The 15,128-nt window shown below is 48.1% G+C and carries 6 protein-coding genes; 4 read left to right on the forward strand and 2 right to left on the reverse strand.

Annotated features, from left to right (window positions below; translation table 11 throughout):
• Position 1 precedes the first annotated feature (1 nt).
• Complete coding sequence (locus EPO18_RS17915) at positions 2–5,347, reverse strand: type I polyketide synthase (RefSeq protein WP_292435717.1); 5,346 nt, start codon at positions 5,345–5,347, stop codon at positions 2–4.
• Entirely contained in the window at positions 5,340–10,667 is a 5,328-nt protein-coding gene (locus tag EPO18_RS17920) for a type I polyketide synthase (RefSeq protein ID WP_292435719.1), read from the reverse strand. Before EPO18_RS17920 ends, EPO18_RS17915 begins: the two co-directional genes overlap by 8 nt.
• Positions 10,668–10,967: 300 nt before the next feature.
• Between EPO18_RS17920 and EPO18_RS17925 the strand changes: the two genes are divergently transcribed.
• From EPO18_RS17925 to EPO18_RS17940, 4 genes are all read left to right on the forward strand, one after another.
• Positions 10,968–11,576 (forward strand): hypothetical protein, encoded by a 609-nt coding sequence (locus EPO18_RS17925; RefSeq protein WP_292435721.1) that lies wholly within the window; start codon positions 10,968–10,970, stop codon positions 11,574–11,576.
• A complete protein-coding gene (locus tag EPO18_RS17930; protein WP_292435723.1) occupies positions 11,566–12,966 on the forward strand; it encodes a hypothetical protein in 1,401 nt (466 codons plus the stop codon). Before EPO18_RS17925 ends, EPO18_RS17930 begins: the two co-directional genes overlap by 11 nt.
• Positions 12,947–13,771, forward strand: a complete 825-nt coding sequence (locus EPO18_RS17935) for an ABC transporter substrate-binding protein (RefSeq protein ID WP_292435725.1) — start codon at positions 12,947–12,949, stop codon at positions 13,769–13,771. The genes EPO18_RS17930 and EPO18_RS17935 overlap by 20 nt, the downstream gene beginning before the upstream one ends.
• 45 nt (positions 13,772–13,816) lie before the next feature.
• Positions 13,817–15,128 (forward strand): dicarboxylate/amino acid:cation symporter (locus EPO18_RS17940; RefSeq protein ID WP_292435728.1); only part of this gene is annotated, 1,312 nt, incomplete at its 3' end.

A 15,128-nucleotide genomic window follows, 5' to 3' on the forward strand; every position in this document is an offset into this window, starting at 1 on the left:
TTCAATCCATGGAGGCCAGGCGCTGTTCCAGTAAAGCCGAAAGTTCCTGCTCTGAATAATCGTCCAAATTATCTGCCGCCGATTCCGTTTCTTGTGTAAATTCGACGAGCAACTGCTGACTCAGATAATTTAGCAAAGCCTCAATTGTAGGGTAATCGAACAACAGCGTCGAGGGCAATTGAAGATCCAAAGCCTGATTTAATTTACGGGTAAATTCCATTGCCAATAACGAATCAAAACCTATATCGAACAGGCGTTGCCGGATAGCCAGATTCGCACTGTCCGGGTTACGTAGTACCTGGGCAATGTGTTGGCGCACAGCCTGCTCCAGTATTGTCAGCCGTTGAGAAAGACCTGCTTGATTTAATTGCCGGATTAAACCGCCTGTTTGCTTATCGTCTTTATCCGTCTGCGCTGTTAGCATCGGTTGATAAAAATTAGGCGCTTTAAACGGCAAAGCCGCAAAAAACTCGGGCCAGCGCACCGGCATTACAGCCACTTGCGGTAAAAACTGGCTTAACAGGCGCTCGAACAAAGCCAAACCTTGGGCAGGCTGAATAAGATCGAAGCCTTTCTCGGACATTGCCGCTTCGGCATCCGCCAACATACCGACACCGCTCCAGCCGCTCCAATTAATCGTCAATGCGGGCAAACCCTTGCTTTTTCTGTTCAGCATTAAAGCATCGACATAGGCATTCGCAGCCGCATAATTGCCCTGTCCCGGTGCGCCGGTCAAAGCGGCCAATGATGAGAACACGACAAAGAAATCCAAAGTCTCGGCGGATAGCGCTTTATCCAGAAGTTGCAAAGCATTAACTTTGGCCGACCATGGCTTGTTGAAATCGGCCTGGGTCATATTCAATAAAGCGCCGTCATTTAATACCCCGGCTGCATGAACGACGCCCGCCAGAGCCGGTAATGATTGCAATTGTTCCAACAAAGCATCAATGCCTTGTTGTTGCGCCAAATCGGCCGCCACGCCGACAACTCTGGCACCCTGTGCAATCAATTGTTGCAGTTTTGACTCGGCAATGCCGGACAAACCGCTGCGACTGACAATGACAACGCAATCTGCGCCGTTTTTGACCAGCAGCTCAACCACAGCAAAACCCAACGCACCGGAACCGCCTGTTACGAGATACGTTTTGTTCTTAACAATTTGTACAGTCTGCTCGCTTTGCGCCCTTGAATAAGGCATCAATCTGGCCGCATAGCATTGCTTGGCTTGCAAGGCCAACTGCTGCTCATTGGCTAGGCCCGATAAAGCGATAGCCAATAAATCTTCATCGACGACATTCATATCGGCGACATCCAGCATCTGCCAATGCCGCTGAGGAAATTCCAGCGCCGCGGTTTTTAGCAGGCCGACGACTGCGTTTTGCTTTGGGCAGACAGGCACATTATCAATCGCGGCGGCATTATTAGTTAATAGTGTGACTTTAACGGGAATAGACTGCTTTTCTATTGCCTGAATCAATGCCAAAAAACCCAAGCAGGCACTGCTGTCGCTCCCAATAAAGTCCTGAGCGCAATAAACCAGATGCGCATTTAAACCGGCCGTTTTGTGGTTTTGCCAATAACTCTGATCCTGCAAATTTTCCGGGCTGACCAAGGTTAACTGAGATTGTCTGCGCTGCAATTTAGCGATTAACTGCTTAGCCGTTTCAGTCCCTATACAAAAAATATATTCATCATCCGGCTGACGGACTAAGTCGGCTTCATTCAGCAATTGCCAATCCGGTTTATAAAGCCAAGTGTCCAGTTTTTTATTTGCCAAAGCCGCTAAAGCCTGTTCGGACACGGGCTGAAAAGTGACTCCTTGCATTTTCAGGGACACCGTCCCCGAGCAACTTAAAACGATATCGACTTTGCTTGCATTAGCTCCACTGACTGAAACCTGGGCATGACATTCCGCATCCTGTTTAGTCGATTGATAAAAATCAATGCGCTCTACAGACACCGGCAGCCAAGTTTTATCGCCTTCGGTTTCGCCCAGCGCCACTCCGGCGGTTTGCATGCAGCCGTCCCAAACTGCCGGATGGAGCGAGTAGCCGAGCTCAACAGGCATAGCCTTAAGGCGTGTTAATGCCGACTGAGGCTTAAAGTCAATTTGGCTAAGCACTTTAAAGGTATCGCCGTAAACAATATCCCTTTCCTGAAACTGCTGATAAAGCCGTTCCGGCGCTAAGCTTTGCGGGTAATCGCGCTGTGTCGGCGCATATAAATCCGTATGTTCCAGAACATCGGTTTCAGCCGTTAAGTGGCGTTGCCAGGACGCATCGCCGACACGGGAAAAAATACTGAGCTGGTAGTGCTGCGCATTTTCGCGCGCTTGAATTTGAATGTGCGTTGGTTCATCCGGAGACAGGATCAAAGGCTGCTCTATGCTAATATTTTTCAGGCTTAACGCGGTAGTTTTACCCAGCTGCTGCGCTGCCGCCAAGACCATTTCGAGCAATGCCGCCAAAGGCATCAATACAAGGCCAAACACCCGATGTTCGGACAAATAAGCCGGCGCTTGCGGCGTCAGCCAGGATTCAAAATAAACAGTTTTGGTATCTGCCAAATCCAGACGCTTATGCATTAATGGATGCAGTTTTTGCGTATTATCCGATTGCTTCGATTTTAAAGCCTGATCCGGCAACCAATAACGCTTTCCGGAGAAAGGATAAACCGGCAACACCGGACGCGCGCCTTTGGGTGGTTCAACAAAAACCTGTTGCCAATCTAAATCAAAGCCACCGACATATAACTGGGCCGCGCAATGCAACAAGCTATCCGCTTGCTTAGGCCGCACACTGGCAAAAACCTGCTTGGACTCGACAGCATTAGCCGATAGCATCGGCGATAGAACCGGTTTAGCCCCGCATTCCAAAAACGCAGTACAACCGATTTCTTGTAAAGACTTAATGCCCTCGGCAAATAATACCGGTTCGCGGCAGTGTTGCAGCCAATACGCGGCCGTTGACATTTCATCGCCTGCCGCCTGCCCGGTACTATTGGAGATTAATGTCATGAAGGGTCTACTGAAAGTCACCTTGGCTAATTTCTGCTGCAACGCAGGTAAAACGGGTTCCATTAGCCTCGAATGAAATGCATGGGAAACCTGCAACGGCGTACAGTTAATGCCTTGTTCTTCAAGTCGCTGTTGAGCCAGATCGACCAGCAGTTTCTGTCCGGATAAGACACAGTGCTGCGCTGAATTAATCGCCGCTATATCCAACTCCTGTAAATCACCGGACAATAATTCGCTTACTCGCTTAGCGTCGACAGAGACAGCCAGCATACCGCCCTGACCCGGAGCTTGCTGCATGATTTGCGCACGGGCAGCAACCAATTGCAACGTTTCCCCCAGGCTGAGCACACCGGCCACGCAAGCGGCGACATATTCCCCCAGACTGTGTCCCATCACGGCATCCGGTTCAATGCCCCAGGATTGCCATAAGCGGTACAGCGCATAATCAACCGCAAAAATTGCCGGTTGCGCATAGCAGGTTTGTTGCAATTGCTGCTCGCTGCTTTCAAATAACAAGCTTTGCAGCGGCATGTCCAAAAGCTCGCGCAGGTATTCGGCGCATTGATCGATTGTCTGTTTAAAAACCGGCCAACGCTGGTACAAATCCTGAGCCATACCGGGATATTGCGAGCCCTGGCCGCTAAAAATCATAGCCAGCTTAGGCTTTTGCTGCGCTTTGCCGGAAATATATAACCCGTCATAAGTGAGGCCTTGAGACAAAGCCGATAACGCCTGCTCGAATTGTTTTTTATTTGTCCCGACTATCACCGCGCGTTCGTTGAAATCGGCTCTCCCTTTAGCTGCCTGATAACACACCGAGTCTAAACTTAAGTCATGCTGTTGCAGCCATGTTTGATAGGAACCGGCAAGCTTCGCTAGTGAACCGGCGCTATTTGCGGAAAGCTTTAACGGCAAGGCAAGTTCACTGGCCGTCTGATCGGCTGTTTCCTGCTCAGGCGATTCTGCCAACAGAACATGAACATTGGTGCCGCTTAAGCCAAAAGCGCTGACGCCCGCGACCCGGTTTTGCCCTTCTGCGACCGGCCAGGGCATTAGCCGCTTGAGCACTTTAATCGGAATCGATTGCCAGGGAATATGAGAGCTTGGCGTGGTAAAGTTCAGGTGCGGCGGCAGCATTTTATTTTGCAGCATCAATACCGCCTTGATAAAACCGGCGATCCCGGCCGCACCTTCGGTATGTCCGAAATTGGTTTTCAACGATCCGATGTACAACGGATTATCGTCGGAACGCTGACCGAGAACGCTACTTAGCGCGCTAACTTCAATCGGGTCGCCTAAAGATGTGCCGGTGCCGTGAGCTTCGATATAACCAACCTGCGACGGGCTTAGCGCAGCATCCGCCAATGCCGCTTTCAGCACCGCTTCCTGAGCTCTCTCGCTGGGCACGGTCAAGCCGCTGCTACGGCCGTCGTGATTGGCGGCGCTGCCTTTAATGACCGCGCAAATAGGATCGCCTGCTTGTAAAGCATCAGATAGGCGTTTTAACACGACCAATCCTACGCCATCGCCCCGGCCGATGCCGTCGGCCTTATCGTCAAAGGTTTTGCATAAACCGTCTTCCGCCAGCATCATCGCCTGGCTTTCAGTGATGCCTGCACGAGGCGATAATTGCAGGTTAACACCTCCGGCCAGAGCCATATCTATTTCTTTACTGCGTAAACTTTTAACCGCCAGGTGCACGGCCAATAACGATGAGGAGCAGGCCGTGTCGATGACCATAGCCGGGCCTTGCAAACCATAATAGTACGCCAGCCGACCGGCCAAAAGACTGGGCGCATTGCCGGTTCCGGTATGCACATCGATAGCCTTTTCATCCTTGATTAACTCGGAGTACTCCTGGGTCATGCAGCCGATAAAAACACCGCCGCGGCTGTTGCGTAAGGTTTTTGGATGAATGCCGGTGCGCTCGAATGTTTGCCAACTGGTTTCCAGCAACAGGCGTTGCTGAGGGTCCATCTGTTCCGCTTCGCGGGCGGCAATCGCAAAAAAGTCGGCATCGAATGCGGCAATGTCGGATAAAAATGCGCCGTAACGGCTGCTGATTTTGCCTGGAGTTTGCGGCTTTGCATCGTAATATTCCGACAACGGCCAACGCTCGGCAGGCACTTCCGAGCGAGCGTTTTTGCCTTCGGACAAGAACTGCCATAAGGCCTCCGGCGAATCGCAACCGCCCGGAAACCGGCAACCCAACCCAATAACCGCAATCGGCTCATGCTCGGCTTGTTGGTACTGAGCCAGCTTGCTGCGCAACTCGCGCAATTCGTCCAGCGCCCTGCGCATTAAGGCCTGTTGTTTATCCTGCTCAGCCATCGATCTGTCCATTTTCCAGTTTTAACAACTCCTGCTCCAGCAGCATCGCAATATCGTCTTCCGGCTCATCTTTGGGTAAATCTTCCGGTTTTGCCTGTTCGGCAAAAAGGCCGGAAAAGATGTCGGTTATCAGAAAATCCAATAACTCGTCAACGGAGGGATACTTAAACGCCAGCGTCGATGGCAGCGCCATATTGACCGCTTTTTGCAGACGATTCCTCAACTCCAGCGTCATTAATGAATCCATGCCCAGCTCGGAAAAGCCGGTCCCAGTGGCTAGTTGCCCTGTGTCCGTCAGCCCCAAAACCGCAGACACTTGTTCGATCAAGTAATTGCGCAAGAACCGTTGGCGCTGCGCTATAGGCAAAGCACTTAGTTGTTCGGATAAGAATGGCTGCTCGATTTGCTTAACCGGTTGCAAGGCTTTGGTCAGGGATGAACGGTTAAACTTAAACTGCTGCCAATCGACATTGAACAAACCCAGTTGCGCCGATTGAGGCTGGGCCAGTACTTGGTCAAGAAAAGCGAACGATTGTCCGGCGGTTAATTTGGCCATGCCCGACAAAGCCAGATTGTTGTCCTGCTGCACATCCGCCATCCCTGCCCCGGCCCAAGGCCCCCAGTTAATGCTCAGCCCCGGCAAACTCTGTTGCTGCCGCCACTGCATAAACGCATCCATAAAACTGTTGGCCGCCGCGTAGTTGCCTTGGCCGGGAGCGCCCAATAAAGCCGCAATCGACGAGTAAGCGATAAAACAGTCCAGCTTGAGCCCTTGGCTGTATTGATGCAAATTCCATAAGCCTGCCACTTTGGGCGTCAGCACTTGTTCCAGCTGTTTCGAATCGAGATTGGCGATTACGCTGTCATTCAAGACCCCGGCTGCGTGAATAATGCCGCGCAAATCAGCGCCATATTGTTCCAACACCGATTTAACTTGCTCGGCATCCGCCACATCGGCTTTAACTTCAATGACTTTAATGCCTAGCCGCTCAATATCCGCCAGTTGCTGTTTAGCCGCTTCCGGCAGGCCATTACGCGACATTAAAATCAATTTGCCGATGCCTTTTTCCGCCAGCCACTGCGCGGTTTGCAAAGCCAGAGCGCCGGAGCCTCCGGTCAGTAAATAAGTTCCTTGCCAACTGACTTGTTCGAGCTGTTTAAACTGGGCTGCGTGTAATCTGGGCGCATACAGGCTGGCTGAGCGCAAAGCGATTTCAGTTTCCGCCGACTCGGCTTTCAGAATTTGTACAATTTGGTCGACCGAAACTTCGGACTGATCCAAATCCAGCCACTGGCACGGGGTTAACGGATATTCATGATTAAAGCTACGGAGCATTCCGGATATTAATTCCACCGCCGGATCGATTGAATCCTGTTCGACAGCCTTTCTGGCTTGCCGGCTGACAACGGCAATGTTCAGCTCCGGCTTTGCTATGATTTTTTGTAAGTAAAGCAATAAACTCTCGGCGTTTTGCTGAGCCTTAGCTACGCTATCCGCTCCTGGCTGCGTCGTATCCAGACACAGCATCACCCCTTGAGCCTGATGCCGATCCAAGCGGATAAAATCTTCCAGACTCAGCCATTGCGCCCAATCGGCAGTCTCGGCAACCGTTCGGGCTAGCGCCTGTCCGACCACCAGCCAACGGTCTGTAACCGGCTCAGCTTTAAGATCCGCTGTTGCAGCAATCTTTACCCATTCAACCTCATAAACATTTTTTTCCAGCAGCAGAGCCTGCTGCATTGCTTTTTGATCGGCCTTACGCAAGGTAATGCCGGATAACTCGACAAGAGCTTGGCCTTGATCGTTAAACAGCGTTACTTGTCCTCTGATGAAGCCTTGTTGGCCTATCGCGTCATCATCCAAACGGGCATAACACCATAAATCGCCCAGCCTGTTTTCAGCCGCCAACTGCAATTGATCGATCGCAACTGGAATGTACGTTTGGGTGTACTGTTCCGGCACTGCTGCACCCAATAATTGGAAACAGGCATCGATTAAACCGGGCGGCACGCCAAAAGCTTTATCAGCCACATCAAGCGGGCGAATCCGCGCCAAAGCTTGGTGCCGCCCTTTTAACATCTGCCTAAACCAACGAAAACTGTCGCCCAATTGCACCTGTTGGTTGGTCAGTAATTGATAAAAACCTTCCACATCGATAGGTTCGGGACATTGCTGCTGAAGTTCAGCCGCATTAAATAAAGCCGGGCTGCCGATCGGGCTTTCAGTCATTAATGCCTGCATATGCTCTGTAAAATCGGCACGCTGTTCATCGATCAGGGTAATGACTTTGACTTGATACTGACGATCGCCCGCCGAAGTCAGCCCGACTTGCAATAAACGCTGCTCCTGCTCTTTAAGCTGCAAGGCTTCGATAAACTCGATATTTGCAATTTTAAACGCTTTGCCGGTAAATATTTCCCTGCCTGCCGCCGCCAGGGCCGACAAATGGCAGGCTCCGGCAACCACCACTTGATTGAACACCTTATGATCCAGCAAAAAAGGTAGCTGTCGGCAACTGATTCTGCCCTGATACAAATCGCCGGCCCATAAAGGCGATTTGATAGATTGTTGCAGCATCGGATGAATGCTTAAATCCGGCCCGATAGCTGTCTTTGCCCCAGCTGGGGTAAACCAGTAGCGCTGCCGTTGCCAAGGATAGTTAGGCAAGTTCATCAGCGCTCTACGCCGGCCTTGATAAAAGGCGGGCCAATCAACCTGATAACCCGATTGGTACAAAGCCGCTACAACTTGCTGACTGGCATGCCAGTCATTGCCTGTTGACTCTAGCGAACAAAATGCAGTGACGGAAGCTTGTTGCGCCAATGCTGTGAGTATCGGTCTGGCACCCAACTCAATAAAAAAATTGCCTCCCAGTTGCTCGGCCGTCGCTAATGCCTGTTTAAACAATACCGGTTGCCTGGCATGTTGCAGCCAGTAATCAACGCCGGTTAATGCTTCAACTTCCGGCTGCCCGGTCAAAGTGGAAATAAAACGAAATTGCGGCTTATTAAAACTGATCAGGCTCAGGCAGACTTTAAATTCCGATAAAATTTGATCGATTTGCGGCGAATGAAAACCTCGATTAACCGGCAAAGCTTTTATGAGCAAACCTTGTTTTTGTGCCTGCCCAATAAAACCCTGCATCGCCTCGCCATCACCGGAAACGACAACCTGTTCGTCTGCGTTAACGGCGGCAATAGACAGTTTTGATGTCACGCCCTGCAATAAAGTTTGGACTTGCTCTTGCCCGGCATATACGGCAACCATAGCGCCGTTTTCCGGCAACGCCTGCATTAACCTGCCGCGGCAGCAAAGCAATTGCAGCGCCGCATCCAGATCGAATACTCCGGCAATACAGGCCGCTGCATATTCCCCGACGCTATGCCCGAGCAGCATCGCCGGTTTAACGCCCCAGGATAACCACATCTTGGCCAGAGCGTATTGCAACGCAAATAAAGCGACTTGTTCGTGCTCCGTTTCTTTAAGTAGTGTCTCTGCCTGCTCGCCATACAGCAGCTCTGTTACTTTTAGGTGTCCTTGTTTTGCTAATGCGTCATCGCATGCCGCTAAACCGGCTTTAAACACCGGTTGCGTGTTATACAAAGCCAAGCCCGCACCCGCCTTAACACTGCCCTGTCCGGCAAACAAAAATACCGGCGCAACATTGGCTTTATCCGTTGACTGCCATTGGTTTTGCGCCAATGACGTCTGTAGGAAACTTTGCAATTCTGCTACATCATCGACTACCGTCGCTATTCGTAACGGAAAATCATCCCGGCTGATATTGGCGCTAAAACAAAAGTCAGCCAGTGTTTCCGGTTTAATGTCTGCTAATTTATTAAGGTGTTGTTGCAGCCAGTCCCGCAACACAGGTTCCGATTTGGCCGACAATTTGAATAGATAGCTGCCTTCAATCGGAGCCGGGAAACCGGTCTCACTTGCTTCCGCCACCAATACCTGAGCATTAGTCCCGCTTAAACCAAATGAGCTGACTAGCCCCACTCTAAGCTTGCCTGGTTGCGGCCAAGCACAAGCGTGTCCGGCAACTTTAATCGGATAATCCTGCCAGGGAATAGCCGGATTGGGTTGATCGAAATGCAGGCTGGCAGGAATCTTGTCCTTTTTGATCGCCAAGATCAATTTAATCAAACCGGCAATACCTGCTGCCGCTTCCAAATGGCCTATATTGGTTTTAACCGATCCCAGCAATAAAGGATCTTTACTTTGGCTGCGCAACACCTCGGCCAGCGCTTTATATTCGATAGGGTCGCCTAGCGATGTCCCGGTGCCATGTGTTTCCACATAACTTAACTCATCCGCTTGGGTATGGGCCGATTTTAATAGCTGCCTCAATAAAATCTGTTGGGCGCGGCCATTAGGCACCGTCAAACCGCTGCTCCGACCGTCATGATCGACCGCTGATCCGCGAATAACCGCCAGCACTCTATCGCCATCGCATTGCGCATCGGACAAGCGCTTTAACGCAACCATCCCCGCGCCTTCACCACGGCCGTAACCGTCGGCTGAGGCGGCAAAACTTTTACAACGCCCGTCTTTAGCCAATGCTTTAGACGTCGACATCAACACAAATGCAGACGGGGAAAGCATCAACTGTACCCCCGCCGTTAACGCCAAATCGCATTCCTGTGCGCGCAGACTCAAACACGCCTGATGCAAGGCCACCAAAGAAGAAGAGCATGCGGTATCAATCGAAAAGCTAGGCCCTTGCAGACCTAAATGATAAGACAGCCGGCCCGAAGCAAAACAAAAGCCATTGCCGGTACCGGTATAAAGCTCAGCCCCAGTAGTGTCTGCCGATTCGCGCAGTAAATGTAGATAATCCTGTTGACCGATACCGATGAATACGCCGGTTTGACTGTTTTTTAGCCGGTTGCTGGCAATCCCGGAATCTTGCAAGGTCTCATAAGCCAACTCCAGCAATAAACGTTGCTGTGGATCGAGGCTATTGGCTTCTCGTGGGGGAATGGAAAAAAACTCGGCATCGAAGCCATCCACCTGCTCCAGAAACGACGCCTCATTCACATAGGTGCTGCCCGGTGTTTCTCCGGTTGGATCGTAAAACAACGAATGATCCCAACGCTGCTTGGGGATGAGGCTTACCGCATCCACTTCATCCTGTAGCATTTGCCAGTATTGATCGACTGAATCGGCCTTGCCCGGAAAACGGCAAGCCATGCCGATCACTGCAATCGGCTCAGTCAAAGAGCGCTGGCAAAGATCCAGCTTGGCCTGCAACTTTTCAATCGCCAAAAAGGCTTTCTGCAAAGGAGTCAGCGGATTATTATTATTTTCTGCCATGCAGCCCTAATTTATTGTTAACTTTGAGTTCCCGGCAAAATACCTCTCAATTTGCCTTTATTGGGCGACTATTCAAATTTGTAAACCAACTATTATATACTACTCTAAAATAAGTATTTATACTTATCTCCTCGATGCAATGATGCTGCTTCAAAGGAAATGAATATATAACCTATTGATTTTCATTAGCCATTCTTTCCAATAAGAAAAGCATGGTATTGTAAGATAATAAAAATTATAAACCTTTTACCATTGGGATATTCATGATCAATGGAATAATAACAATAATGTACATTTATCATGGTTAATACTGGGGAAACAGTTTTAAAAGAAGATGGAGTACTGCCTTCTTGTACGAAAAGACAAAGTCTTTGCGGTTATGCCTGTTGTAAATTTAGCGTCGGCAACTGGATTATGCTATTGCCTGGCGAATACGAGTTGGCTATACAACAAAGCCTAAAGCGCGACCATTTAAGTTTTGAAAATAACACTCATGTTGTATGTTCCAGTCCTTGCAAGAAGGGCGATTTAAAACCAATAGATTGCTCTTGGTATCCACTTTTTCCTGCTAATCAAAATGCCACAAAATTTTTAGTGGCCGATCACCGTAAATGCCCAATCCCAAATAAAGAATTAATCGACAAAATGCTGGCTGTACATGCTTCCGCATTGGCATGGGAACAACAGCATCCCGGCAGCTTAGAACAAATGGTTACTTTGAGCCGCGACTTCGTCGGTTATATGCCGTTTCCCTACAAAATAGAAAATAGTTCGGTGGCTGATATGACTGCACAAGAGCTGCAGGATATTGCTCTTCCTAATGAATTACCGGCAAATTATGTTTGCAAAGAGTGGACAGTGATTAAACCCGGTTATAGCGCGGCACTCACACCAGACGATGAAAAATAAATCTTTTCTAGCTAGAAATATGCGCCGCTTTGCCATCGGCCTTATCGTGCTGGGTTACACGAGCATGACGTATGCTGAATATACGGTTTATGATGGAGAATATGGTTTTCTGTCGGCTGGACTACAGATACAAATGGCGAGTTTGGGAGAAATTAATAACCGTTCGGGAGACCCTACCTATCAACTGAGCGATATTTACTGGGAACATACCATAGAGCCCAATATTCAGGGAGCCATCAATTTGCCGAAGGGCAGCCAACTGTATAGCGGTTTTAGTATGATTTACAGCGCCATGCTGGGGCATGATCCATCGGGAATAACCTTTAGAGGCTCACCACATTCAACAAGGGATGATTTTGCCGCTTATCCTGATTATAAGGATTGGATGATGAGCGAGCAGATGTATGTAGGTTGGCGTTCTGGAACATTATTTGGTCAATTGGGTGAAAATGCGATCGATCTGTCAGCAGGGTCACAAGACTATAAATTAGGTACGGGGCTGTTGCTGGCAAATGGCACTGATGATGGCGGCTTCCGTGGTTCGTACTGGATAGGGTCAAGAACAGTTTTCATCAATACCATGATTGCACGTATCAACACCAACGGCTTTAAACTGGAGGGGTTTTATTTGGAGAACCATCCTCGCAATCCGGATAATCGAAAAAGATATACGGGGATGAATATAGAATATAACTATCAAGATCTTGCTAATTTTGGGTTTAGTTATATCAATGATGATGACTATGGCGGTAGTCTGACGGCCGAGACGGACGCTTATGATGTGCGAATTGATTTTAAACCGTTGCCAAACGCATTACCCGATTTATCGATCAGCACGGAATACGTTTATCAGGTAAACAACAAATTTACCGATGTAGATCCCCAAGCACCTACCTTATATTGGTACGGTGACATGGGACACAAGACAGTATCAGGCGGCTTTGGACAAATTGAATATAAATTTGCTGAAATTCCATGGCAGCCTACGTTAAGTTACCGCTACGCCATTATGCAAAAAGGTTTCGACTTTATGAACTTTGGCTTTAAAACATGGGGAACCTGGTTTCAAGGCGAAATGAACGGCGAATTTATTTTCGATAACACCGATCTTATTACAAATACCACCAGACTCGTCGTCACCCCTATCGAAAGAGTGACTATGAATTTGATTTACCTGAATTATAAATTCGATGATCCTCAGGTGTGGAACGTAGAATCGTCCCATCATGGCAATGAAGTGGATTTAGTCGCCGATTGGTCCGTTAACAGTACTGTTGATTTAGCTGCGGGCATTGAAACTTTCATACCTGATGAGGGCGGCAAACAAGTATTTAGCGGCGGCAATAAAATGTGGGTACAAGGTATGGTCTATGCGTCATTTAAGTTTTAATATTTTCTTATTATTGATTTTTATAATAACGGGAGTACGTGCCGATGATTTCGGCGCAATGCCGCCTGATATTGCGCGCATTAAAAAGCGCGGCGAGTTGGTTGTTGCGATGTATTATGAAGATGTACCGCTTTTCTGCATGCGTAATAGCAGCAACGAATTGGAGGGTATCGATATTGAAATTGCGCGAGACATCGCTGAAAAGTTGGGCGTTAAACTGACCTTGAATAGAAACTCAAAAACTTTTGATGAAATAGTTCAAACAGTCGCCAATAGAAAAGCGGATATTGGACTAAGCTCACTAAGCGACACACTAGAGAGAGCTACTACTGTTAGTTTTACCACACCTTATTGGTCGCTTAGGCAGGCTTTGCTTGTTAATCGGTTGAAATTGTCCGCTTACAAAGATCATCCTGATTTTAAAAAAATCGAATTACTATTAAATCAGGGGGGTATTGAAATCGGCGTATTAAAAGGCAGCTCCTATGTGGACTTCGCTAAAAAAATATTCCCATTAGCCACCATCGTAAGCTATCCCACCTTGGCGCAAGGCATTGAAGACACAAAGAACTCAAAGTTGTTGGCTTTTCTTTATGACGAAGTAGAAGTGATGAACTGGAACAAACTACATCCTGAAGACAGTTTATTTTTAAAATCGGATTTTATAACTCGAAGTGAAGACACTTTAGCTATCGCAGTACATTGGCAAGATAACCATTTATTGTCGTGGTTAAATTTGTCTATTGAACAATCCAGGAACAATTTTTTTAAAGAACTAAAAGCCAAATATTCTGACTTAAAATAAAAATTTGTCAGAAAATTTTAAGAAACACTCATACTTTATAAAATAATGAATTTAATCAATTTATCTTCTTTGTGGAAAGAACCGTATAGGCCGAAAAAGTCTTGGCTGCTAAGTCCTTGGCTGATTTTTATTGGTGTTTTTTCAGGCGCTGTCATAGGCATCTTTGACAAAGAGTTGGCTAACCGATTACTCCCGTTAGGCACACTGTATTTGAGATTATTACAAATGCTGGTGTTGCCTATGCTGATGACAGCCGTCATTTCCGGATTAGGTAATTTGTTTGTGTCCGGCATAAAAAAGAGCCAACTTACCCGATTAATTGGCTTTCTGTTTACCGGGCTGATAATTGCTAGCTGCATTGGATTGTTATTTGGAGTTTTAGGACATCCTGGCGATGGATTGCAACATGAAGCCCAAGTTACGCTGGGCAAAACCATTCATCAATCCGAACACAGTGCCGTTATCGAAACGCAAGCGCAACCGCCCAGTATGTTTACCTACATACAAGCAATGATACCCGAGAATATATTTAGCTCATTAGGCAAAGGAGACACCTTAGCCATTCTATTTTTTTCCATATTGACAGGTGTCAGTATGGGTATGGTGAATACTGAAGCCAGTAAAACCGCTTTGGTAGTAGTTAATGCTTTCTATAATATTTTTCTATATATTATCGGCTGGATGATGCATCTGTTGCCGTTCGGTTTGCTGTGTTTATTTGCCGGGCAAATTGCTCACGTGGGTATGGATATTGTTTGGGCGACAGCCAAGCTCATTCAATACATTTATATTTCCTGTATAGCCACCATGATTGTCTATAGCTTGATCATTTGGTGGAAACTAAAGCACAGGCTGTCTTATCTGGAAACACTAGCCGGACTACGGCAACCGCTTGTAGTAGCATTGGGTACTGCGAGCAGCTTTGCCACTATCCCTTCCGCATTAGGGGCATTAAAAGACAACCTGAAAGTGGACGAAAATGTCTCCGATTTGGTTATTCCGTTGGGGATGACTATCAACCCGCCCGCCTCCGTATTGCAATTTGCAATTTCCAGCATTTTTATCGCGCAAATTTATGGGACTGAGCTAGGTTTCGATCAGCTTATTATGGTTTTAGTTGGTGCAATATTAGCCGGACTCGCTTCGTCAAGTGCGCCCAGCATGGTAGCATTGAGCATGATCGCTATGATTCTCGACCCGCTAGGTTTACCTAGCAGTGTCGCCATTATCCTGTTGATCGCTATTGACCCCGTGGTTGATCCCATTATTACCGTACTTAATGTCCAGGCCAATTGCGCATTAGCCGTAACGCTATCGGAGACGGATACAACATCGAAGAGTCTTGTTGCTCAAACCT

This window comes from Methylobacter sp. (assembly GCF_004322395.1).
GTDB lineage: Bacteria > Pseudomonadota > Gammaproteobacteria > Methylococcales > Methylomonadaceae > Methylobacter_A.

Coding starts and splice junctions, on each gene's coding strand:
- EPO18_RS17915 (WP_292435717.1), bottom strand. CDS start 5,347: ATGGCTGAGCAGGATAAACAACAGGCCTTAATGCGCAGGGCGCTGGAC.
- EPO18_RS17920 (WP_292435719.1), bottom strand. CDS start 10,667: ATGGCAGAAAATAATAATAATCCGCTGACTCCTTTGCAGAAAGCCTTT.
- EPO18_RS17925 (WP_292435721.1), top strand. CDS start 10,968: ATGGTTAATACTGGGGAAACAGTTTTAAAAGAAGATGGAGTACTGCCT.
- EPO18_RS17930 (WP_292435723.1), top strand. CDS start 11,566: ATGAAAAATAAATCTTTTCTAGCTAGAAATATGCGCCGCTTTGCCATC.
- EPO18_RS17935 (WP_292435725.1), top strand. CDS start 12,947: ATGCGTCATTTAAGTTTTAATATTTTCTTATTATTGATTTTTATAATA.